At 44.0% G+C, this 21,777-nt stretch carries 21 protein-coding genes; 17 read left to right on the top strand and 4 right to left on the bottom strand.

Features of this window, described 5'->3' with window-relative positions; all coding sequences use genetic code 11:
- Nucleotides 1-140: 140 nt before the first annotated feature.
- The 13 genes from ACFQ2J_RS07700 (at nucleotide 141) to ytxJ (ending at nucleotide 12,727) form a co-directional block, all read left to right on the top strand.
- The gene (locus tag ACFQ2J_RS07700) at nucleotides 141-1,178 is read left to right on the top strand and encodes a PTS transporter subunit IIC (protein ID WP_386058203.1); all 1,038 of its coding nucleotides are present in this window, start codon (nucleotides 141-143) and stop codon (nucleotides 1,176-1,178) included.
- A 57-nt stretch (nucleotides 1,179-1,235) separates the two neighbouring features.
- Nucleotides 1,236-1,544, top strand: a complete 309-nt coding sequence (locus ACFQ2J_RS07695; protein WP_386058200.1) for a thioredoxin family protein — start codon at nucleotides 1,236-1,238, stop codon at nucleotides 1,542-1,544.
- Nucleotides 1,545-1,762: 218 nt separating this feature from the next.
- Nucleotides 1,763-2,581: a DUF1444 domain-containing protein gene (locus ACFQ2J_RS07690; RefSeq protein ID WP_386058197.1), complete on the top strand. Its 819-nt coding sequence runs from the start codon at nucleotides 1,763-1,765 to the stop codon at nucleotides 2,579-2,581.
- A gap of 2 nt (nucleotides 2,582-2,583) precedes the next feature.
- Nucleotides 2,584-3,189 carry a YtpR family tRNA-binding protein gene (ytpR, locus tag ACFQ2J_RS07685; protein ID WP_386058195.1) on the top strand — a complete coding sequence of 202 codons (606 nt, stop codon included), beginning with the start codon at nucleotides 2,584-2,586 and terminating at the stop codon, nucleotides 3,187-3,189.
- 137 nt (nucleotides 3,190-3,326) lie between these two features.
- Nucleotides 3,327-6,026 carry a DNA translocase FtsK gene (locus ACFQ2J_RS07680; RefSeq protein ID WP_386058192.1) on the top strand — a complete coding sequence of 900 codons (2,700 nt, stop codon included), beginning with the start codon at nucleotides 3,327-3,329 and terminating at the stop codon, nucleotides 6,024-6,026.
- Between the two features lie 200 nt (nucleotides 6,027-6,226).
- Complete coding sequence (locus ACFQ2J_RS07675) at nucleotides 6,227-6,985, top strand: ABC transporter substrate-binding protein (RefSeq protein WP_386058189.1); 759 nt, start codon at nucleotides 6,227-6,229, stop codon at nucleotides 6,983-6,985.
- An 18-nt stretch (nucleotides 6,986-7,003) separates the two neighbouring features.
- Complete coding sequence (locus tag ACFQ2J_RS07670) at nucleotides 7,004-7,663, top strand: amino acid ABC transporter permease (RefSeq protein WP_386058186.1); 660 nt, start codon at nucleotides 7,004-7,006, stop codon at nucleotides 7,661-7,663.
- The gene (locus tag ACFQ2J_RS07665) at nucleotides 7,656-8,378 is read left to right on the top strand and encodes an amino acid ABC transporter ATP-binding protein (protein ID WP_386058183.1); all 723 of its coding nucleotides are present in this window, start codon (nucleotides 7,656-7,658) and stop codon (nucleotides 8,376-8,378) included. Before ACFQ2J_RS07670 ends, ACFQ2J_RS07665 begins: the two co-directional genes overlap by 8 nt.
- Before the next feature lie 189 nt (nucleotides 8,379-8,567).
- Complete coding sequence (locus tag ACFQ2J_RS07660; protein ID WP_386058181.1) at nucleotides 8,568-9,677, top strand: nicotinate phosphoribosyltransferase; 1,110 nt, start codon at nucleotides 8,568-8,570, stop codon at nucleotides 9,675-9,677.
- Nucleotides 9,678-9,896: 219 nt separating this feature from the next.
- Nucleotides 9,897-11,195 (top strand): UDP-N-acetylmuramate--L-alanine ligase, encoded by a 1,299-nt coding sequence (gene murC, locus ACFQ2J_RS07655; RefSeq protein WP_386058178.1) that lies wholly within the window; start codon nucleotides 9,897-9,899, stop codon nucleotides 11,193-11,195.
- Between the two features lie 261 nt (nucleotides 11,196-11,456).
- Nucleotides 11,457-11,873 carry a DUF948 domain-containing protein gene (locus tag ACFQ2J_RS07650; RefSeq protein WP_386058176.1) on the top strand — a complete coding sequence of 139 codons (417 nt, stop codon included), beginning with the start codon at nucleotides 11,457-11,459 and terminating at the stop codon, nucleotides 11,871-11,873.
- 21 nt (nucleotides 11,874-11,894) lie between these two features.
- Complete coding sequence (locus ACFQ2J_RS07645) at nucleotides 11,895-12,335, top strand: YtxH domain-containing protein (RefSeq protein ID WP_386058174.1); 441 nt, start codon at nucleotides 11,895-11,897, stop codon at nucleotides 12,333-12,335.
- 59 nt (nucleotides 12,336-12,394) lie between these two features.
- On the top strand, nucleotides 12,395-12,727 hold the full coding sequence (gene ytxJ, locus ACFQ2J_RS07640) for a bacillithiol system redox-active protein YtxJ (protein WP_386058171.1): 333 nt from the start codon (nucleotides 12,395-12,397) through the stop codon (nucleotides 12,725-12,727).
- A gap of 234 nt (nucleotides 12,728-12,961) precedes the next feature.
- Here ytxJ and pilM read toward each other — a convergent pair whose 3' ends face one another.
- Nucleotides 12,962-15,109, bottom strand: a complete 2,148-nt coding sequence (gene pilM / locus ACFQ2J_RS07635; RefSeq protein WP_386058168.1) for a pilus assembly protein PilM — start codon at nucleotides 15,107-15,109, stop codon at nucleotides 12,962-12,964.
- A 152-nt stretch (nucleotides 15,110-15,261) separates the two neighbouring features.
- On the opposite strand from pilM, the gene ACFQ2J_RS07630 reads away from it, so the two are divergent.
- From ACFQ2J_RS07630 to motS, 4 genes are all read left to right on the top strand, one after another.
- Nucleotides 15,262-16,323, top strand: a complete 1,062-nt coding sequence (locus tag ACFQ2J_RS07630; protein WP_386058165.1) for a bifunctional 3-deoxy-7-phosphoheptulonate synthase/chorismate mutase — start codon at nucleotides 15,262-15,264, stop codon at nucleotides 16,321-16,323.
- A gap of 229 nt (nucleotides 16,324-16,552) precedes the next feature.
- Nucleotides 16,553-17,554, top strand: coding sequence for a catabolite control protein A (gene ccpA / locus ACFQ2J_RS07625; protein WP_386058162.1), 1,002 nt, complete (start codon nucleotides 16,553-16,555; stop codon nucleotides 17,552-17,554).
- 47 nt (nucleotides 17,555-17,601) lie between these two features.
- Complete coding sequence (gene motP, locus ACFQ2J_RS07620; RefSeq protein WP_386058159.1) at nucleotides 17,602-18,423, top strand: flagellar motor protein MotP; 822 nt, start codon at nucleotides 17,602-17,604, stop codon at nucleotides 18,421-18,423.
- Nucleotides 18,413-19,219, top strand: coding sequence for a flagellar motor protein MotS (gene motS / locus ACFQ2J_RS07615; protein WP_386058156.1), 807 nt, complete (start codon nucleotides 18,413-18,415; stop codon nucleotides 19,217-19,219). Before motP ends, motS begins: the two co-directional genes overlap by 11 nt.
- A gap of 37 nt (nucleotides 19,220-19,256) precedes the next feature.
- On the opposite strand, the gene ACFQ2J_RS07610 is transcribed toward motS, so the two are convergent.
- The 3 genes from ACFQ2J_RS07610 to ACFQ2J_RS07600 are packed head-to-tail and all read right to left on the bottom strand — an operon-like array spanning nucleotide 19,257 to nucleotide 21,731.
- A complete protein-coding gene (locus ACFQ2J_RS07610) occupies nucleotides 19,257-20,435 on the bottom strand; it encodes an acetoin utilization protein AcuC (RefSeq protein ID WP_386058154.1) in 1,179 nt (392 codons plus the stop codon).
- Nucleotides 20,432-21,079 carry an acetoin utilization AcuB family protein gene (locus tag ACFQ2J_RS07605; RefSeq protein WP_386058152.1) on the bottom strand — a complete coding sequence of 216 codons (648 nt, stop codon included), beginning with the start codon at nucleotides 21,077-21,079 and terminating at the stop codon, nucleotides 20,432-20,434. The genes ACFQ2J_RS07610 and ACFQ2J_RS07605 overlap by 4 nt, the downstream gene beginning before the upstream one ends.
- Nucleotide 21,080: 1 nt before the next feature.
- On the bottom strand, nucleotides 21,081-21,731 hold the full coding sequence (locus ACFQ2J_RS07600) for a GNAT family N-acetyltransferase (protein WP_386058148.1): 651 nt from the start codon (nucleotides 21,729-21,731) through the stop codon (nucleotides 21,081-21,083).
- Between the last annotated feature and the right edge of the window lie 46 nt (nucleotides 21,732-21,777).

Genomic DNA, 21,777 nt, shown 5'->3' with positions numbered 1-21,777 from the left:
TAATGGAGGGTAAAAACAATAAGATTTGTCGAATAGTAGTCATATTTACATGACTTTTTATTTAGTTTACATGTGTCTTTACACTAGTGGTATTGTAGAGTAATATGGAAGAGATTGAGTCTATGCAAGGGGAGAAAGCAATGAAGAATTTTCTGGAGAGAAAAGGCGTCCATATCAGTGCAAAAGCATATTTGATCACTGCTTTAAGCTATATGGCATTAGGTTTATTTTCATCTTTAATAATAGGATTGATCATAAAAACTCTCGGCGATCAGCTTCAGGGCACGTTTATGGCTTTTATAAGCGACGAATTGATCGAAATGGGTACATTTGCAATGGACCCAATGATTTGGGGAGGGGCAATCGGGGTTGCTATCGCATATGGGTTAGGCGCTCCTCCGCTCGTTCTATTCGCAGCTTTATTCAGCGGGGCATTCGGTGCGCAGCTTGGCGGTCCTGCAGGCAGCTATGTGACGGCACTGTTTGCTACGGAATTCGGTAAAATGATCAGTAAAGAGACACGGGTGGACATCATTCTCACCCCTTTTGTTTCCATTACTATCGGATTTCTGGTCGGCAGCTTCATCGGACCGCCAATTGGGAACTTCATGACCTGGTTCGGTGATGTCATCAAGTGGGCGACGACACAGCAACCATTGCTAATGGGAATCCTTGTAGCTGTTTTGATGGGACTTGCCTTGACTGCTCCGATATCCAGCTTGGCAATTGCACTGATGCTTTCGTTGGATGGAATAGCCGCAGGAGCAGCCACTGTCGGCTGTGCGGCTCAAATGATCGGGTTCGCTACCATCAGTTATCGCGACAACGGATTAGGTGGATGGCTTGCCCAGGGTATCGGTACATCGATGCTGCAAGTAGGGAATATTATCAAAAAGCCGTTGATTCTTTTACCACCCACCATCGCGGGTGCAATACTTGCCCCTGTTGCGACAGTATGGTTACAGATGGTCAATAATGCTTCAGGTGCAGGGATGGGAACGAGCGGATTCGTTGGACAGATCATGACAATCGAATCGATGGGGCTCAGCTGGGAAATCATCGGAATCATTTTGATTTTGCACGTTATCGCTCCAGCAATAATCAGTCTCGTCATCGCTGAATGGTTCCGCAAAAAAGGCTGGATCCAGCCGGGCGATATGAAAATCAACTATGAATGAAGCATTTGAAGTGATTTTAAAGTGGATGTCTGCTAGGATGTCCACGGAGGTGTCGTTATGAAAACACTTGAATCTATCGAACAAATGGAAACCTATAAAAATGGTAAGAGCGTCTTTCTTTTTACCGCAGACTGGTGTCCGGATTGTCGGGTCATCGAACCATTCATGCCTGAAGTAGAAGAGAAATTTGCAGATTATACTTTCGTGATGGTCGATCGCGACGCGTTCCTGCAAGTCTGTATCGATCATGATGTGTTCGGAATCCCGAGCTTCCTTGCTTTTGAAAATGGAGAAGAGCTAGGAAGGTTTGTAAGTAAAGACCGAAAAACACAAGAAGAAATCGAAGCATTTCTAGCAGAATTGTAAAAGCTTTCTCACGGTGAAGGCGAGTATAAAATCATAAAGGTTTTATACTCGTTTTTTATTGTATTTTAAGAATGGTTTACATTGGGACAAGCTGTGTTTTTTAATTGATATTAACGTTCAGCAAGAGGAATCGTATTCACTTTTGTTGATAAGAACTCAGTTATGCTAAAATAGACGAAGCTAATTATTTCTTCCAAGGGAAAAGGAGGAAACACATTATGAAAATGACTACGATAAAAATGAAACGAATGCTGGAAGAGAGAATGGATCATGACGGGTGGATAACATCCTTTAATCGTGATAAAGATACGTTCCGTGTCGAATGGAAGGATTCCGGTCAGGGGATTACAATCACCTTGCCGAATGTCGTTTCCAAATGGGAAGAGCGTGGGGAAAGTGCCGTTGATGAATTGGAAGAACATATTAAAGAGGCACTGCGGATCATGAACGAAACGCATGAACTGAAAGGAAAAGAAAGAAACATTTTCCCAGTCATCCGAGCTGCATCGTTCCCAACTGAAACAAACGGTGGAAAGCGGCTTGTCTACTCTGATCATACCGCTGAAACTAGGGTCTATTATGCACTGGACCTCGGTAAATCCTATCAGCTCATCGATGAAGAAATGATGGACAAGGAAGGATGGACAATCGAGCGGTTGCGTGAAGTAGCCGGTTTCAATGTTCGTTCACTATCCGTCGATATGAAAAAAGATGAGGTATATGGAAATACTTTTTACTTTCTATCAAAACAGGATGGTTATGATGCCAGCCGAGTTCTGAATGAAGCGCTGCTGGAGGAGATGAAAGCGGAAGCGGAAGGGGAACTTGCAGTAAGTATCCCTCACCAGGATGTGCTGATTTTTGCTGACGTCAAGAATCCTGCAGGCTACGATATCCTCGCACAGATGGCGATGAAATTCTTTGCTGAAGGACGCACTCCTGTCACTTCTTTATCCTTCTTATATGAAGATAAAAAACTGGAGCCGATTTTCATCCTGGCTCAGAAGAAACCGAAAGAAAATGGAAAGGGCGAATAAACATGCATGTTTTTTACAATACAAAAGGAATCGGTGACGTTCTCCTAATGCCATTGAAGGACGGAGACCGTAACGACATCAAGGAAACCCGTTACGGAGATATCGTTAAAATAACCAGTAAGAAAGATGGGTCATTGCTCGGGTACAATCTGTTCAATTTTTCCCACTATGTCGATATGAACGAGCAAGGGAAAGTTCGTCTTACGGAAGAACTTCTGGAAGAAATCAGAACAATTTTCAAAAAGAATGAATTGAATGATGCTCTTGATTTTGACCTGACACCGAAGTTCGTCGTAGGTTATGTTGAAGAAAAGGCAGCACATGAGAATGCCGATAAACTGAATGTGTGTACCGTAGACGTGGGTAGTGAAACACTACAGATCGTTTGTGGGGCACCAAATGTTGATGCAGGTCAGAAAGTGGTTGTTGCCAAAGTCGGTGCTGTCATGCCTGGTGGGATGAAAATCAAGCCGACGAAACTGAGAGGAGTCCCTTCCAATGGGATGATCTGCTCAGCGAAAGAACTGGGTCTACCAGATGCTCCTAAAGAAAAGGGGATATTAGTTCTGGAAGATTCGTATGATATTGGACAGGTTTTTGACTTTTAAAATCTGAAGATATGGACTGTAGCACTATTTTTGTGCTACAGTCTTTTTATTTTCACAAGATGACACTATCTGAGAGAAAAAACTGTTAAAATAGGAATTAAAACCATGTAGAAAGAGTGAGCATGATGTGGAATCAGATGAAAAAGAAATTTAAAGATCTATTCAACGAAGAACCATCTGAGTCAAAAGAGATTAAATCCTCTGATAGCAAAGAAGTCCACGATCGATATGTAAATACTAAAATGACATACAGATATCCGAAACAAGGAGAATTCCGTTTCCCTGTAATTCCTGACAGAGAAAAGCCCGCTGCAAATGAAAGCTCGGGAACAGAGGAACGTACCTCCAGAAGAAGAAGGCCGGACAAGCAGGTTCAGGAAACTAGCAATAGAAAAAGCAGATCCGAATCGCCTGTACCAACTGTTAATGAAAGGAAACATGAAAGAAGACAGAGTCGCACTAGTAAGGAAGAACGAGGGCAAAGAGGCGAACATCAACAAAAAGAAGAACTACCCGCAACACCATTCAAGCCGACGGAAATCCCTTCCCCGATCTATGGATTTCAACAACAACAGGGAAGCAGACGTATTGATGATGTCCCATCGTATCTTGAAAAGTCGCCACATGTTTCAGAGCCGGATTTGTATGAAGTACTTAAGCGCATGAATGCCGGCAGGGCAAAGCCAGAACCTAAGGTGGAGGTCCCACAGACACCAGTACCAGAAGAAACGCAGACAGAAAAAGCGCAGATCGACGCGGAAGTTACTCATGCGCCAAATGAACATAATGAATCTGAACAAGATTCTCCATACGAATCTATCGCAGACAAGCTTCTGAAATACCGGAAGTCTAGAGAAGCGGAAGCGGACACAGAAGCTGATACGGTTGATGATGGGGAAGCACCTTCATTACTGATGGAAGACACAAGTGATGAAGATGTAAGGTCCGAAATCCAACCTTCTCCTTCAATTGAAACAGAACAGCACAAGGCTTTCCTTGAAACTGCAGCAACAACCGAAGTTTACGAGGAGCCGGAGGAACAACTAGATGAGCAGCATGAGCTTGTCCATGAAGCCGATGAGGATCAACAGTCCAGTGAAGAGCCGGTAGAAGAGCTCGAGACACAAACCGAGAATTCCTACGAAGAAAATGGCGTCGAGGAATCTGAAGAAGCTGATGAATTGGCGCCACCAGTGGCTGAGAATGAAAGGCAAGAGGTAAGTGACATTGAGCAGCCTGCACCCGAGAAGAAACGTACGGGACCAAGGAGAGTACCATTCAATGTCATCATGACCCCACGTGATAAAAGGAACACGATGCAAAAAGAACAACGAAAACAAACCCAGCAGCAACAAAAAAATAACATTCCTTCGGAGCCGGTACAACGAGAAACTGCTGAAAAAGCCTATCATACCCCGCCTCACCATTTGCTGGATGACCCGGTCGAAAAAGATGACAACGATCAATCGCAGGTGAAAGAACAAATGGAATTGCTGGAAACGACATTGAAACAGTTCCATGTAAGAGCGAAAGTCATCAATGCGATGCGTGGGCCTTCTGTGACACGTTATGAAGTCCAACCGGAACCTGGCGTCAAAGTGAGCAAAATTACCAACCTTGCAGATGATATCAAGTTAAGTATGGCTGCGAGGGATATACGGATTGAAGCTCCAATCCCAGGAAAGCAGGCGGTCGGCATCGAGGTACCTAACGTACAATCCCAAATGGTAGGGTTACAGGAAATCTTTGAATCTCCTACATTCAAAGATGACGCTTCCCCCCTTACGGTGGCATTAGGTCTGGATATCGGCGGAGATCCGGTCGTTACTAATTTGAAGAAGATGCCTCACGGGCTGATCGCAGGTGCGACAGGTTCAGGGAAAAGTGTCTGTATCAATACAATTCTGGTAAGTCTTTTGTACAAAGCGAGTCACGAGGACGTCAAGTTCCTGTTGATCGATCCTAAGATGGTCGAGCTGGCACCATACAATGACTTACCTCACTTGGTATCACCGGTAATCACTGATGTCAAAGCGGCTACTACTGCATTGAAATGGGCCGTCAAAGAAATGGAAGAACGTTATGAGAAATTCGTTGAAGAAGGCGTCCGCGATGTCGAACGGTACAATCAGAAGATGGAAAAGCAGCAAAGAAATGCTGAAAAGCTCCCTTACTTGGTAATCGTGATCGATGAGCTTGCAGATCTGATGATGGTTTCTCCTCAGGATGTGGAGGATGCAATCTGCCGGATCGCGCAAAAAGCCCGTGCATGTGGTATTCACTTACTATTAGCCACACAACGTCCATCGGTCGATGTCATCACCGGGTTGATAAAAGCGAATATACCGACACGGATCGCGTTCAGTGTTTCCTCTCAGGTGGATTCGAGAACGATCATCGATACTTCCGGTGCAGAAAAACTTCTTGGCCGAGGAGATATGCTTTTTGTAGAAAACGGGTCTGGACAATCTGTCCGTGTACAAGGAGCTTTCGTTTCTGATGATGAAATCGAACGGGTAACCAACTATGTGAAAAAACAGGCACCACCGAATTATTTATTCGAACAGGAAGAATTACTGAAGCAGATCTCTTCTGAACAAGAGGAAGATGAATTGTTCATGGATGCAGTCCAGTTCGTAATTGAACATAATGGAGCAAGTGCATCGCTGCTTCAACGGCGTTTCAAGGTGGGGTACAATCGTGCCGCGCGCCTGATCGATCACATGGAGGAATATGGAATCATCTCAGAACAAAAAGGAAGTAAGCCACGTGATATATTGATGAATGGTCACCAGGTTGAAGAGCTGTTAAATCCAAAAGAAGCCTCGATGAGGTAGAAATTAGTAGATAGAAAAGTAAGGCGAATTCGCAGAGAATTCGTCTTTTTTTATGCATTAAAATCATGAATCGTATTAAATATGCAAAAATATGAATAAAAATTTATAAAATAGCCTTTTAATGAATAAATATGTGTGTTATTATCTTTTTATTGAATATTTATTCAAAAATCACAACATATTATTCAGGAGGTACTTTTATGAAAAAGGGAATAGGATTCGGCATTATCATACTTACATTGGTTTTGAGCTTGATGGGGTGCAGTTCATCTTCTGCAAATGAATCGGGACAGAAGGAAAAGCTGGTAATGGGTACGTCAGCAGATTTTGCTCCGTTTGAATCGCGAAACAGTGAAGGGGAATTCGTCGGTTTTGATATAGAGTTAGCGCATGCTATTGCAGAAGAACTAGGTTATGAACTGGAAATAAAAGATATGAAGTTCGATGGATTGATCGGCGCTCTTCAGACAAATCGAGTGGATATGGTTCTTGCAGGAATGTCAGCTACCGAAAAGCGAAGTAAGAATGTTGATTTTTCGACAGAATATAACCATTCCGGAGAAATATTCGTTTTCTCTGAAGCTACTATCTCATCCGTTGAAGAGCTGGAAGGGAAGACAGTCGGGGTCCAACTAGGTACGATTCAGGAGGAAGGAGCCAAAAAGCTGCAGGAGGAGGTTGACTTTGATATCAAGCTTGTCGACAACTCTACCACTCTCATCCAGGAGCTGAATTCCAACCGTATTGATGTCGCATATATGGATAAGGCTGCAGGAGAAGGTTATATGAAAGAGCAGAACCTTGAAGGGTTTGATGATCCAACCTCAAGTTCTCCAGGGATGGCGGTAGCCTTTCCGGTAGAAAGTGAACTTGTCGAAGATGTCAATCAAGTATTGAAGAAGATGGAGGAGAACGGGGAGCTGGACAAACTTAAAGAAAAATGGCTCCAGGATTCTTAAGGGAATGGTGAGGAAGTTATGAATCTTGATTTCAGTCAAATCGTGCCATATATTCCATTCATGTTGAAAGGAATCGGGGTAACACTCGGTTTCGTCAGTGTATCGATCTTGTTCGGATTTGTATTAGGAACAGGGTTCGCCTTGTTGAAAATCAGCAAGGTAAAGGGGTTAGTATGGTTTGCGGACGCATACACCTCCATCTTTCGTGGAACACCGCTCATTTTGCAATTAATGATTATCTATTTTGCAGTACCGCAGCTGACCGGGTATGATATGCCGCCTTTTCTAGCCGCTGTACTGGCATTCGGTCTCAACTCTTCTGCCTATGTATCAGAAATCATCCGTGCAGGTATCCAGGCAGTTGAAAAAGGGCAAACAGAGGCTGCACAGGCACTGGGGATTCCATATCGCCCTATGATGAAGGATTTGATTCTTCCACAGGCGTTGAAAAATATCCTTCCTGCCTTGATGAACGAATTTATCACTTTGACGAAAGAGTCAGCCATCGTCTCCACAATCAGTTATCTTGACTTGATGAGGCGGGCGCAAGTAGTCGGGGCAGATATCTATAGGAACTTTGAACCGTTATTGTTTGTCGGCTTAATCTATTATTTTCTTGTAATGGGGTTGAGTCTGCTAGGGAAGGCAATGGAAAGGAGGCTGCGTTTCGGTGATTGAGATTTCGAATCTATCAAAAGCGTTCAGTGACAAACCAGTACTGGAAAATCTATCAACTTCCATCAAACAAGGGGAGGTCGTTTCTGTAATCGGTCCTTCAGGGTCAGGAAAGTCGACGTTTTTAAGATGTCTGAATCTGCTCGAGCAGCCTACCAGTGGGAAAGTGACGGTAAATGGTATCGATATTACAGGTGAAAACGTCGACATGCTCAAGCTCCGCTCCGGAATCGGGATGGTCTTCCAGCACTTTCACCTGTTTCCGCATTTGACAGTGTTGGACAACATCACCTATGCACCAAGGACAGTCAAAGGTATGGATAAAACCCAAGCGGAAAGAGCCGCGTATGATTTGTTGCAGAAAGTAGGATTGACAGAAAAAGCCGCTTCCTATCCAAATAGCCTTTCCGGTGGTCAGAAGCAACGGGTGGCGATTGCTCGTGCGCTTGCGATGCAGCCGAAACTCATGCTTTTTGACGAACCCACTTCTGCGCTTGACCCGGAAATGGTGAAAGAGGTGCTTGAGGTCATGAAAGATTTAACTGAAACCGGAATGACGATGATTATTGTTACCCACGAAATGAGTTTTGCCAAAGAAGTTGCTGACCGTATTCTCTTCCTGGATGAAGGGAAACTGGTGGAAGATGCTCGACCGTCAGAATTTTTCAAGGAGCCGTCCACCGATCGGGCGAAATCCTTTTTAGCAAAAGTACTGTAAATTACTGCCCCTCTCAATGTCGAATATTGAGGGGGGTTTTTCAAATCCACATTCTCATTTGAATCTTCGTATACTTCCGTTCGACGCCATGTTGAAAAAGGGAATCTTCTTGTGTTAATTGTCGACTTTTTATATGATGGAAGGTGTATGTTTTTACGAACTGTATCTTGAAAGCTAAGGAGCAATATCATGAAAGAAATCGAATTGAAATTGACTGGTGAAATTCAACGCTTGACGAATAGAACATTCAAATTTGATGAACGCGTGGAAGAAGGCTGGTTTTCCGCCGTATATTTTTTAAAGACGAAAAAAATCGTAGAACAATACTTAGCAGATAACGTTGTAACGATGCAATTTTTCCAAAAGGACCAGGCTGTGCTTTGTGGTTCCGACGAAGCGATTGCATTGATCCATACGTTTGCAGAGAACCCTGAGAATCTGGCTATCAAGTCATTGAAGGATGGCGATAAGATAAGTCCGTACGAAACGGTAATGACCATCACAGGAAGGTACCAGGATTTCGGTTACTTGGAAGGGATCATTGATGGCATCCTTGCACGTCGTACATCAGTTGCCACCAATGTCTATAATGTCGTGAAGGCAGCTCGGACGAGCGGGAAGCAAAAGCCGATCATCTTCATGGGAGATCGCGACGACCACTTCACCCAGCAATCCGGTGACGGGTATGCAGCTTTCATCGGCGGTTCAACTGCTCAGGCAACCCATGCGATGAATGAATGGTGGGGAAAAGAAGGAATGGGCACGATGCCCCATGCTTTACTGCAGATGTTCAATGGTGATGTCGTTGCAGCTACGAAAGCATACCATGAGCAGTTTCCTGGCGATGACCTGATGGCGCTGGTCGATTACAACAACGATGTCATCACGGATGCCCTGAAGGTTGCTGCCGAATTTGGTGAGAACCTGAAAGGGGTACGCGTAGATACTTCCCGCAATCTGGTCGATAAGTATTTCTTAAGGAACCAGCACTTGATGGGTACATTTGATCCACGTGGGGTTAATCCTGAATTGATTTTCGCTCTAAGAAAGGCATTGGATGAAGAAGGGCATCATCATGTGAAGATTGTCGTCAGCGGTGGGTTCACGGAAGACCGTATCCGAAGCTTTGAGGAGAAAAAAGTTCCTGTGGACATGTACGGTGTAGGAGGAAGCCTGCTTAAGATCAATATCGGCTTTACTGGTGATAATGTAATGCTGAACGGGAAAGCGGAAGGTAAAGAAGGTCGACGGTACCATCCGAACCCGAGGCTTGAGCCGGTGGAATATGTCCCTGAATAACCGTGGACTGGAGGCTGGCCCGTAAGGCTTCAGCCTCATTTCTGTCCTGTGGGGACAGACGCTTCGCTTTACTTTTTTATTTCGGACAATTCCATGATAAAATAAATAGCATGTAAAAAAAGTGGTTGTATCATGGGTAAGGAACGGATAATTCGCAAGTTCCACGTTGGTACATATACTGAATTAATGTGACTCACTAATTTTTGGAGGTTCTTGTTTATGACAACTTACCATTTTGTTGGTATTAAAGGGACAGGAATGAGCGCGCTTGCACAGATCCTGCATGACTCAGGAGAAACTGTTCAAGGGTCAGATGTAGAAAAGCGTTTCTTTACACAAGAAGCCCTCGAAGTAAAGGGAATTGAAGTACTTCCCTTCTCAAAAGATAACATTCATGAAGGACTTACTATCATAGCCGGAAATGCTTTCAAGGATGATCATGAAGAAATTGTTGCAGCAAAGGAACTGGGATTGGATTATTACCGCTACCATGAATTCCTCGGAAAATGGCTGAAGCAGTTCACTAGCATTGCAGTGACCGGTGCGCATGGGAAAACCTCTACGACTGGATTGCTTGCACATGTTCTATCTGAAAATTACCCTACTTCCTACTTGATTGGTGATGGGACAGGGAAAGGCCATGAAAATAGTAAATATTTTGCCTTTGAAGCTTGTGAATACCGGAGACATTTCCTTTCCTATCATCCGGATTATGCGATTATGACGAATATCGATTTCGATCATCCGGATTATTTCACGAGTATCGATGATGTGTTCAATGCATTTCAGGAAATGGCGAAACAAGTACAGAAAGGGATCATCGCCTGTGGTGACGATGATCATTTGCAGCATATCCAGGCAAATGTACCTGTCCTCTATTATGGTTTCGCAGATACGAATGACTTCCAGGCACAAAACGTAAGGGAAGATGAAAATGGCACGACATTCGATGTGTTCGTAAGGTCGACTTTCTATGATACATTCACGATTCCCGGCTACGGTAACCATCATGTACTTAATGCGTTGAGTGTCATAGCGATTTGCCATTATGAAGAGATGTCTGCAGAAGAAATAAAGAAAATGCGCACGTTCCAGGGTGTGAAACGTAGATTCACAGAGAAGAAAGTAGGAGAACAGGTGCTGATTGACGATTATGCACACCATCCAATTGAAATCTCTGCTACGATTGAATCTGCACGCAAGAAATATCCATCAAAGGATATCGTCGCAGTATTCCAGCCACACACCTATACAAGGACAAAGACATTCCTGAATGAATTCGCAGATAGTTTGAAAGAGGCGGATGCCATCTATTTATGCGATATCTTCGGATCTGCCAGAGAAGACAGCGGCAAGCTATCCATCAATGACTTACAGGACCTGGTTCCTGAATCAGAAATTCTTGAGCTTGAGGAAACAGGTGTGCTGAACAAGTATGAAGATGGCGTGCTCATCTTCATGGGAGCAGGAGATATCCAGAAATTCCAGCAGGCTTATGAAACGACATTAGAGAAATGAGACCAAGATCCGTGCTTGACTTTCAAGCGCGGATCTATTCATATACAGGAAGCTGTAGTTTAAAAGCTTTTAATGGAATTTGTCAGTTCCTGTCTAAGGATTTTACATATACATTTTGTGCTTTTTTGAAGGATATTCCCATTAGAAAAACGAATACTAACGTACAATGGATCCAATACATTCATGTTTACATCCTCCCAGAATAGGGAATGTACCATAATATGAAAAAATACATACAGCACAAGGAGTTGAATCGGGGGAATGGAAATCCTATTATATGCAGCAGCATTAATTGCGGCAGTGGCTTTTGCCGTACTGGTAATCTATTTGAGCATGACGCTCAAGGCCGTATCCAGGACGATGAATAATGTCGCAGACACCCTTGAAGGGGTCGAAAAGCAGATGGAAGGGATTACGCTTGAGACCACGGCATTATTGAATAAGACGAATAAATTGGCTGAAGATGTCGGCGAGAAGTCACAGAAGCTGAATTCACTTGTAGACGGAGTGAAAGGAATCGGAGACTCTGTCCAGGAGTTCAACCAATCGATCCGGACCGTTTCAAGAAGTCTCACAACTTCAGCTGACAAGAATACAGATTCTGCTGCACAGGCCATGAAATGGGGACAAGTTGCTATCAACTTATATAAAAAAGCTAAAAAAGAAGATGTAAGGTAATTAAAAAGGGAGGAATTCAAAATGAGTCAACAGCAAAACGGAAACAATAGCAGGGATTTTGTAATCGGATCGTTGATCGGAGGTCTAGTCGGTGCAGTAGTAGCATTGCTTTTCGCTCCGAAAGCAGGCCGCGAGCTGAGAGATGATATCAACCAAGGCTCTCACTACTTGAAAGATCGTGCAGTGGATTGGAAAGACGTTGCATCAGAAAAAAGTGGGGAATGGAAAGAACGCGCAAAAGAATCCTCCTCTCAGTTTTCTAAAAATGTCAGCGAAAAATCCCAGGAGTTCGGTTCACGTATGAAGGACTCTACAAAAAACCTTGGTGATAAAGTGAAAAACTTCCGCAGCAGAGAAGACCAGGAAGCTGAAAAAGCTGCACAGGAAGTGGCAGAAGCCATTGAAGAGGCAGCAGAAGAACTGGAAAAGCAGCAGGATACTTCCACATCCTCTAATCTATAACAATTTAACGGCGAAGCAGAGATGCTTCGCCGTTTTCAATGGAAAGGAAGGACAATTCAATGAGTAAAGTAACTATCTTGAATGACCAACATGAATTTGAACGCGTATCAAATGAAAACAACTTCTTTTATTTACTGAAGCACAGCCTTACATGCCCGATCAGTGCAATGGCAAAAACGGAATTCGATGCTTTCTCCGCTATGACGGACTATCCGTGTTTTCAATTGAATGTACAAGAATCTAGAGCTTTATCAAATGAAGTTGCTACAGCTTACAGCATCAGGCATGAATCCCCTCAAGTTCTTTTATTCAAAAACGGCGAAGTAATATGGAATGCATCACACGGTCGAATAACGGAAAAAGAATTGGAGCGTAGTTTAAAGCGCATATGAAATAAAAGTACCGCTCCTTCAACATACTTCGCTTTCCGCGGGCACGGCCTCAGCCTCCTCGCAAAGCAAAAAACGCTTTACTCCGAGGTCTTCGGACTCGTGCTGTTCCCACTGGAGTCTCCGTATGTTGACTACGCTTTGTTTCGGTATGTCCACACCTTTCCCTAATTCACTAATGGTCTGGGAATAAAATAATCCGAACCCATATGAAATGGTGTTCGGATTTTTTATTTGCTACTTATCTGTTAAGACTGAGAACCATTTAATACCCAGCCGGTCTCCTGGATTGATTTCTTCAAAGAATGTAGAAGGCTGATCATTTCGGTAGATTTTAAAATGGCCAGAGCTATTGGTCAAATCGATATCCACATACCTGAAAATGTCCTGGAAGATGAATGGGTCTTCCTTCTTTTCATCGACTTTTAGAACGTCCCCATCATAAATGCGGGCTTGTATGGATAAAAGCTCGTCATTCCTACGCACTTGGATGTATTGCTTAGTCATTTTCACTGGTTCATCATCAAAAAAGACATCCACTTCTTTCTCGAATGATAATGCTAACCGGTCGAGCACGTCTCTTGTCGTAAGGTTCTTCCCATGGGTATCGAGGGTAAGGAGTCCGCCAGGCTGAATAGGTGCATCCATACTTATGGAAGTTCCGTCATATGCCAGCGCGTTGTTGCAATCGAAAGTAAGTTGTTCCCCATTCACCTTTACAAAAATCCTGTGGTTACTCTCAAAAGATAGATTCAAGATGCCAAGGATGTCCGCTACCTTCCTGATTGGCTGGTAGGTCACGTTATCGTGGTCTTTCAACTTCATGTCTTTGCTGACAATCTCCCCGTTGACTCGAATCAGCGGGTTGGTCCATTTATAATGTTGATCATTCACTTTGATAGGAAAGTCTTCGACATTACCAATAAGGTCTTCTACCGTATAATCTGGAGAAGCACCCTGTTTTCCTTCTTCTACCGTCAGACAATCACCATTTTGAATGTGATCCTCATAGGATACTGACTTACCGTTAAGCTGGAGTATTGGCGATGTGCCGAATTGTCCTGGTAAGGTGAGTGATTTTCCATTCATTGTTACGATGTATGCCATTCCTGGACGACCGGTAAGACGTTTCATATCGATTCCAGCGGCAAGCAGGCAATCCCCGACGGTAAGCTGCTTCATATCGAACATACGGACGGTTATACCGTTCACCTGGACACTGATATAGTGGACTGGATTGGATTCAGCTGCAATTGCGATTCCTAAAGGGGTCACCATCTCCGGGCCTTTCGGAAGTCCAGCATCAGGTGAAAGCTGTTGGATAGCATCCGTTCCCCGGATGGCAACTCTGTTTTCTGGAAGGTTCAGACGGTCAGCGAGCCTTCTGGCAAGATCCGGGGTCTGACTGCCCCCACCTACCAGCATGACAGCTTTTGGTGCTTTTGAATTCAATTCGATGATCTCATCTGCAATTCTGTCGGTGAGTTGCTGGATGGCATCTGAAATATCGGAGACGGCATTTTCATAGGTGACTTCCGTATCAAATCCAAGAATATCTGTCACAACAACGGGTTCTTTGTTGGAGAGGCTTCTTTTTGCTTCTTCCGCTTTAGGAAAATCCAATAAATAATGGTCGCTGATCGCTTCTGTGATTTCATCTCCTGCAGATGGAACCATTCCGTAGGCAGTTACTGTTCCGCTATCTGTAATGGCAATGTCACTCGTGCCTGCACCGATATCCACCAGTGCGACATTCAACCTTCTCATTGAAGGTGGAATCAGCACTTGGATGGCTGCAATCGGTTCCAAAGTAAGGGCCCTCATTTCCAAACCTGCACGGTGTAAGGCAGAGAGCAGAGATTCGACCACAATTTTCGGAAGAAAGGTAGCGATGATCTCAACTTCTACTTTTTTTCCTTGCTGGTCAATCAGTGATCCGATCAATTGGCCATCCAGATGATAATGTAGTAACGAATATCCTACGCAATAATAGTCTGTTATGGATGAGTCCTGATGCTCAGTGGCTAATTCATACTGTGCCTGCTGGACTGCACTTAATTCCATATGTAAAATCGCTTCTTGATCCATAAGGGGCTGTCGTTCAATATCTTTGCCGATTGTGACCCGCTTCGTCTTCAAAGCCCTTCCTGCTGCTGCGACACAAACTTCCTTCAATGGACCATGCTTACTTTCCAGCTGTTCTTTAATTGCCCTGATGACCTTCGAAACCGCCATCACGTCATGGATTTGACCGTCAAGCATGGATCTTTCTTCATGCTCCATGGAAAGGAGGTCGATCACTTCAAACCGCTTTTCGGATTTGACTAATATGATGCCCACGACCGATCGGGTGCCAATATCAAGTGCGAAGATTTTTTCTTCCATCTAATTCGATCCTTTCGTTGATAAGAAAATGTAATGATATTTTATCGCTTTAAAGGGATGACAATAAATATGAAGTTCGTTATAATATTCCGTAATTATCTTTGAATGTACCATAATTTCGCAGAAGTATAAATATGATGGGGGAGTTTATCTTGAGTAATGAGCAACTAGATCAATTGCGTAAAGAACTCGACGTATTGAATCAGGAAATCCTGACCTTGATCAATAAACGTGGGGAACTGGCGAAGGAAATAGGGAAAGTCAAACATAAACAAGGCATCAACCGCTTTGATCCAGTCCGCGAAAGAAAAATGCTCGATGAACTAACTTCGAATAATGCTGGTCCATTTGAAAACTCTACATTGGAGCATCTCTTCAAACAGATTTTCAAAGCAAGCCTTGAGCTCCAGGAAGATGACCACCGTAAAGCACTGCTCGTTTCCAGGAAGAAGAAGCCAGAGGACACGATCATTGATATTAAAGGGGAAAAGATCGGTAATGGTTCACCGAGCTTCATCATGGGGCCCTGTGCGGTTGAAAGCTACGAACAGGTAGCGACAGTTGCTGAAGCTGTCAAAAAACAAGGCCTTAAGCTGTTGCGTGGTGGAGCATTCAAGCCTCGTACTTCTCCATACGATTTCCAAGGATTAGGCATGGAAGGTCTGCGAATACTTAAACAAGTTGCAGATGAATATGATCTTGCAGTCATCAGTGAAATCGTCAACCCTGCTGATGTGGAAAAAGCGGCAGACTACATTGACGTAATCCAAATCGGTGCGAGAAACATGCAGAACTTTGAATTGTTGAAAGCTGCAGGCTCCATTAATAAGCCCGTCTTATTGAAACGGGGCATGTCAGCGACGATTTCCGAGTTCATCAATGCTGCTGAATATATCATTTCAACTGGGAATCAAGACATCATCTTATGTGAGCGTGGTATCCGTACGTATGAAAAAGCGACAAGAAATACATTGGATATCACGGCTGTACCGATTTTGAAGCAGGAGACGCACCTGCCGGTCATGGTGGATGTCACTCACTCTACAGGAAGAAGAGACTTGCTGCTGCCGGCTGCAAAAGCTGCACTTGCTATTGGAGCAGATGGCGTCATGGCGGAAGTACACCCTGATCCAGCCGTTGCATTATCGGATGCTGCGCAGCAGATGGATATCGGGATGTTCCACAAGATGATGGAAGAACTACGTAACAAGTAATTAAGTCAAGCCGGGCTATGTAGTGGATAGCTCGGCTTTTTTACTTGACAAGGAACTGTATATTCACTGTATAATACATGTTTTCATGCATGTTTATTTTATCTTTCGACATTTTAGGGTATGATTTTAATAGCAGATTGATTGGAGAACCTGGTTGCATAAGGAATCATCCTGTACAATCATTGATTTATTAAACAGAAAAAGAAAAAATTTGAGGAGGGAACACCCCATGAATGTAACCATATATGACGTAGCGAGAGAGGCCAATGTTTCGATGGCGACTGTATCGAGAGTGGTCAATGGGAATCCGAATGTCAAACCTGCAACGAGGAAAAAGGTGACAGATGCCATTGAACGACTAGGCTATCGTCCAAATGCTGTAGCACGAGGGTTGGCAAGTAAAAAGACGACGACTGTCGGAGTGATTATCCCTGATATTTCCAGCATCTTCTTTGCTGAATTGGCTCGAGGAATCGAAGATATTGCAACGATGTACAATTACAATATCATTTTAAGCAACTCCGATCAGAATAAGGATAAAGAAGTCCATCTCATCAATACGATGCTCGGAAAACAAGTCGATGGCCTTGTCTTTATGGGTGGAAACATTACCGACGAACATATCCAGGAATTCAAGAGTGCACCAGTACCTGTTGCTCTGGCTGCCACGATTGATGAAACGAACAGCATTCCATCCGTCAATATCAATTACGAGGAAGCAGCTTATGAAGCGACAAAGCTGATGCTTTCCCATGATAATCAGCGTGTTGCTTTCGTATCTGGTCCTGAAGATACCGTCATCAATACACAGAAAATGGATGGCTATCGCAGAGCATTGGAAGAAGCAGGGGTGGAGGCTGTTGATGAACTTGTTGTAACAGGCGACTACTCCTATGATTCAGGCATAGAAGCATTCGAACAGTTGAACGAGCTTGCAAATCCTCCAAGAGCGATTTTTGTATCCTCGGATGAGATGGCACTTGGCGTCATCCATGGAGCACAGGACAGAGGATTGAAAGTACCTGAGGATATCGAAGTGTTCGGATTCGATAATACGCGACTTGCCACAATGGTGCGCCCTAAATTGTCCACTGTCGTACAGCCGATGTATGATATTGGAGCGGTCGCTATGCGCCTGCTGACGAAATATATGAATAAAGAGCAGGTAGAGGAGCAAAACGTCATTCTTCCACATCGAATTATCGAAAGAGACTCAACAAAATCAGAATAATGCCGATATAGGAGTTAGAATAGAAACGCAGATTAGGGAGAGAGAGTATGAAAAAGCGTGATATTTTAACTCCAATTGGTATTACACTCGGAACAATCATGATCATGTTCGGGATTCTGTCCAGTGGCGGTGTCTCCGGAATGCAATCCTTCGTCCAAATATCTTCGATTTTGATTGTGCTTGGTGGATTAGTGGCTGCTTTGCTGATCAATTTCAATTTGGATGAACTTAAGCTAACGTGGAAAGTCATGCGTGTAGCTTTCAATAAGAGTGACATGAATTTGAAAGAACTCATCGGTCTTTTCGTCAAGCTTTCAGAGAAGGCACGACGTGAAGGCTTATTAGCATTGGAAAGTGAGCTGGATGAGATTGATGATCCTTTCATCAGGAAAGGCATCCTGCTTGCGGTGGACGGAATTGAACCTGATGTCATCAATGACATTATGAATGCAGAAATCGATGCATTGGAAGAACGTCATGAGCGGGGAAGATCCATCCTTATTAAATCGGCAGAGTATGCGCCGGCATGGGGGATGATCGGGACACTTATCGGGCTTGTATTGATGCTGAACAGCTTAAGTGACCCTACAACACTAGGTCCTAAAATGGCAGTAGCCTTACTGACGACATTCTATGGTACGGTTCTCGCCAATCTGGTTTTCACCCCGATGGCTGGAAAGCTTTCGAATAAGACCGATCAGGAAATCTTTTTGCGTCAGATCATTATCGAAGGCGTCATCGGTGTACAATCCGGACAGAACCCTAAGATATTGGAAGAGAAACTGAGTGCCTTCTTATCGAATGAAGATAGACAGGAGGAGTTCGAAGAAGAAGAAGCTTACTTGGGGGAAGCAGCCAATGAAGCGTAGGAATAAGCGGAAACAGCGGGAAGACAAAGGTGCACCGAAGTGGATGGTGACCTATTCAGACATGATGACGTTGATTCTGGTTTTCTTCATTCTTTTGTTCTCCATGTCACAAATTGATTTAGTCAAATTTGAAGCCATCGCTGAATCTTTCCGTAACCGGATGATTTTTGATTTCTATCCATCACCAGTGGAAATGGAGAATCCGACTGAACAATCCAGTCCGCAGGAAAATGGCAAAACTTCGAATGAATTCGAAACACCGACGAATCAGACGAATTCCACCGATTATGATGCCGAATCCCGGCAAACGCAAGGGAATGATCGGGGGGAAGAGAGCCTGGAGCAACTGGTGAACGAAGTGGAGCAATTCCTGAAGCAAAATGAATTGAATGATGTAATTTCCGCCTCCAGGACGGATCGAGGTGTCGTCCTTGTCCTCCAGGAGCAATTATTGTTTGAATCAGGAGAAGCTGAAATCCTGGAGTCCGGACAACCGTTTCTTGTCAAAGTGGGCACACTGCTTAAAAATATCCCCAACCATATCAAAGTGGAGGGGCATACGGATAGCAGACCGATTTCCACCTTCCGTTACCCATCGAATTGGGAGTTGTCAGGTGCAAGGGCAAGCAGTGTCATACGCTATATTTCATCAGCTACGGAGTTGGACGCGACACGCTTTTCGGCTGTTGCATATGGGGATACTCGACCGAATGTGCCAAATGATTCGCCTGAAAACTTGAAGAAGAACAGACGTGTTGAGATCGTCATACTTGATCCTACATATGATCAGACATAAGAGAAGAGGGTGTCCGGCTTTACCGGGCACCCTCTTTTTACATGGATTGAGGCTTATATTTATTTTGGTTGTCTATGAATTGCATCGCTTTTTCCAGAACCTTCTTGTTCTTTTCGGTTATCTCCGCTTTTCTCGGGATAGGTTTATAAAGAGGTTCCGGGTCCGACCAGGTCGATGGCAATTCTACAGGTGATGCGCTGCTCCAATCATCAATCCAGTTTGGAGGCAGCTTTCCTTCGAATGGTTTACCGGTATTCATCACTTGCCAAATTTGTGCCCAAGCCCTTGGCACCACTCGCCAAATATCGTATCCACCGCCTCCAAGAGCAATCCATCGTCCTTCACAGAACTCATGGGAGAGTTCATGCGCAAGCCGGGGGATTTCTTCATATATTTTCATTGTTGAACATAAGTGGGTGAGAGGGTCAAAATAATGGGCATCCGCACCATTCTGTGTAACAATGACATCTGGCTTGAAAAATTCAACAATTTTTCTGAAAGCGGATTCATATAATTCAAGAAAAGATTCATCCTCCGTGAATGCATCGATGGGGAGGTTGAACGAATAACCGTAGCCTTCTTTCAATCCGCGTTCATTCACATTTCCTGTACCGGGGAATAAGTATCTGCCCGTTTCATGAATGGAAAAGGTGCACACATTCGGATCATCATAAAACGCCCACTGGACACCATCTCCGTGGTGTGCATCGGTATCAACATACAACACTTTATAATCATATTTTTCTCTTATATATTTGATTCCGACCGCGCCATCATTGTAGATGCAAAAGCCTGAAGCCTTCCGTTCGAACCCATGATGCAGTCCACCGCCAAGGTTCAATGCATGGTCATAATTTCCCTCAAGCACTGCATCGATAGCTGTCAGCGTACTGCCTACAAGTAAAGATGAAGCTTCATGCATGTTTTCAAATATAGGTGTGTCCTCTGTGCCGATTCCGAATTCCAGTCCTTCATCTTCCTTCAATAAACCTTGCCCGGCTTTTTTCACTGCCTCCACGTATTTTCTGCTATGTACGAGTAAGAGTTCATCATCTGTAGCAGCACGAGGAGCCATGATGCTGTCAGTGTGCAGCGCATTTTCCGCCTCAAGAAGTTCCTTCGTCATCCGGACGCGCTGCTGGTTGAAAGGGTGATCATCCCGGAATCGGTAATTCATGAATTCATCGGCAAAAATGAAAGCTGCTTTACAGGTCATGGTGACATCCCCGGCATGTTAGGCCATAACACTTCATAGCCTGCCTCTTTCAAGTCATTGATGATCGGCATAGGATTCATCGTCTGGACACGGAAAACGATGATCTTGTAGTTGGCATCTTCCTTGTAAGGATAGATCAGTACAGAACTGATATTCACTTTGCGTTTTCCTAACACTTGGGACACTTGAGGAAGGATACCAGGTTTATTGATGACTTTCACTTCGATCTGGGAACTTTGAACATTCGTTCCTGTCAATTGTATTAGGGTGTACAGCATATCTTTCTCTGTAATGATTCCCACAAGCCTGTCTTCTTTTGTTACCGGCACACAGGCGATTTCATGCTCGTAGAAAATGCCGGCAACCTCTTCAACGAAATCCAGAGGATGCACCGTTATGACGGGTGATGTCATAATTGAACGGATTTCGTTCTTCAGTTCTGCTGGATTCGGATCATCATCGAATGTCGATGGACTCGCATCTCTTACATCCCTATCAGATACAATCCCGATAACACAGTGATCCTTATCGACGATAGGTAAATGACGTATATGGTTTTCATTCAGAAGTGTGAGTGCCCGCTCAATCGTATCTGTCGGGGAAAGGGTGATGACCTCTGTTTTCATGATCTCTTCGACAATCATACTAGGACCTCCTTTGTTTACGGTATGCGTGACGCTTCAAGAAGCGTAATTCATCAAACTTTTCAATCGATGTATCACTGACATTATCACCAATGCGAACCATCAGACAGTTAGCCGGGTGGGAAACAATTTCAGGATCATCTGTGGGGGCAGGGGTCAGTCCGCCTGCGGCCATCATTTTTTCCATGACATTTCGATAATCCCAGATACTGAGGCCCGTTCCTTTCAAGTCCCAATGCCAGTAATATTCTGTAGAAATGATGATATAGTTTTCCATGAATTCATCCATCATCGCTACCCGGAGAAGATGGGAGCCGACTCTGTATCCCCGGTAACCATCAGCAACTTCAATAGCACCTAACTCAAGCAGGTCTTCCATATTGAAGTGTGACCATCTTTCCAGCGGGTCGGGGTGGAGGTACGTGACATAGCCGACGATGGTTTCGTTGTGCCTTGCAATGATGATGCGTCCTTCGTCGAAGTCGGCGATCGATTTCACCGCTTCGAACTGTTTAAAAGGTGGACGAAATGCTGTCAGTCCTTGATGGAATTCATATTTGGAGAGTTCTTCTGAGGCTAATGGACCTTCTACGATCAAGGAACTATTTTCCGTTTCCACTTCCATGGAATGGTATGTCTTCACATGCTTCATTGATACACCACCTGTTTAAAAAGGGTTAATTCCATTATACAGGAAT

Origin of the sequence: Thalassobacillus hwangdonensis (assembly GCF_042675915.1) — a bacterium.
Classification (GTDB): domain Bacteria; phylum Bacillota; class Bacilli; order Bacillales; family Halobacillaceae; genus Thalassobacillus_A; species Thalassobacillus_A hwangdonensis.
The sequence above is the reverse complement of the archived record's forward strand: the minus strand, read 5'-3'. Positions and strand labels throughout refer to the sequence as shown.

Bases quoted from the DNA above. Each gene is read 5' to 3' on its own strand.
- motP (WP_386058159.1), top strand. From the start codon at position 17,602: ATGAAAAAGCGTGATATTTTAACTCCAATTGGTATTACACTCGGAACA.
- ACFQ2J_RS07670 (WP_386058186.1), top strand. From the start codon at position 7,004: ATGAATCTTGATTTCAGTCAAATCGTGCCATATATTCCATTCATGTTG.
- ytpR (WP_386058195.1), top strand. From the start codon at position 2,584: ATGCATGTTTTTTACAATACAAAAGGAATCGGTGACGTTCTCCTAATG.
- ACFQ2J_RS07650 (WP_386058176.1), top strand. From the start codon at position 11,457: ATGGAAATCCTATTATATGCAGCAGCATTAATTGCGGCAGTGGCTTTT.
- murC (WP_386058178.1), top strand. From the start codon at position 9,897: ATGACAACTTACCATTTTGTTGGTATTAAAGGGACAGGAATGAGCGCG.
- ACFQ2J_RS07675 (WP_386058189.1), top strand. From the start codon at position 6,227: ATGAAAAAGGGAATAGGATTCGGCATTATCATACTTACATTGGTTTTG.
- ACFQ2J_RS07690 (WP_386058197.1), top strand. From the start codon at position 1,763: ATGAAAATGACTACGATAAAAATGAAACGAATGCTGGAAGAGAGAATG.
- ACFQ2J_RS07645 (WP_386058174.1), top strand. From the start codon at position 11,895: ATGAGTCAACAGCAAAACGGAAACAATAGCAGGGATTTTGTAATCGGA.
- pilM (WP_386058168.1), bottom strand. From the start codon at position 15,109: ATGGAAGAAAAAATCTTCGCACTTGATATTGGCACCCGATCGGTCGTG.
- ACFQ2J_RS07660 (WP_386058181.1), top strand. From the start codon at position 8,568: ATGAAAGAAATCGAATTGAAATTGACTGGTGAAATTCAACGCTTGACG.
- ccpA (WP_386058162.1), top strand. From the start codon at position 16,553: ATGAATGTAACCATATATGACGTAGCGAGAGAGGCCAATGTTTCGATG.
- ACFQ2J_RS07610 (WP_386058154.1), bottom strand. From the start codon at position 20,435: ATGACCTGTAAAGCAGCTTTCATTTTTGCCGATGAATTCATGAATTAC.
- ACFQ2J_RS07700 (WP_386058203.1), top strand. From the start codon at position 141: ATGAAGAATTTTCTGGAGAGAAAAGGCGTCCATATCAGTGCAAAAGCA.
- ytxJ (WP_386058171.1), top strand. From the start codon at position 12,395: ATGAGTAAAGTAACTATCTTGAATGACCAACATGAATTTGAACGCGTA.
- ACFQ2J_RS07605 (WP_386058152.1), bottom strand. From the start codon at position 21,079: ATGATTGTCGAAGAGATCATGAAAACAGAGGTCATCACCCTTTCCCCG.
- ACFQ2J_RS07695 (WP_386058200.1), top strand. From the start codon at position 1,236: ATGAAAACACTTGAATCTATCGAACAAATGGAAACCTATAAAAATGGT.
- motS (WP_386058156.1), top strand. From the start codon at position 18,413: ATGAAGCGTAGGAATAAGCGGAAACAGCGGGAAGACAAAGGTGCACCG.
- ACFQ2J_RS07680 (WP_386058192.1), top strand. From the start codon at position 3,327: ATGAAAAAGAAATTTAAAGATCTATTCAACGAAGAACCATCTGAGTCA.
- ACFQ2J_RS07600 (WP_386058148.1), bottom strand. From the start codon at position 21,731: ATGAAGCATGTGAAGACATACCATTCCATGGAAGTGGAAACGGAAAAT.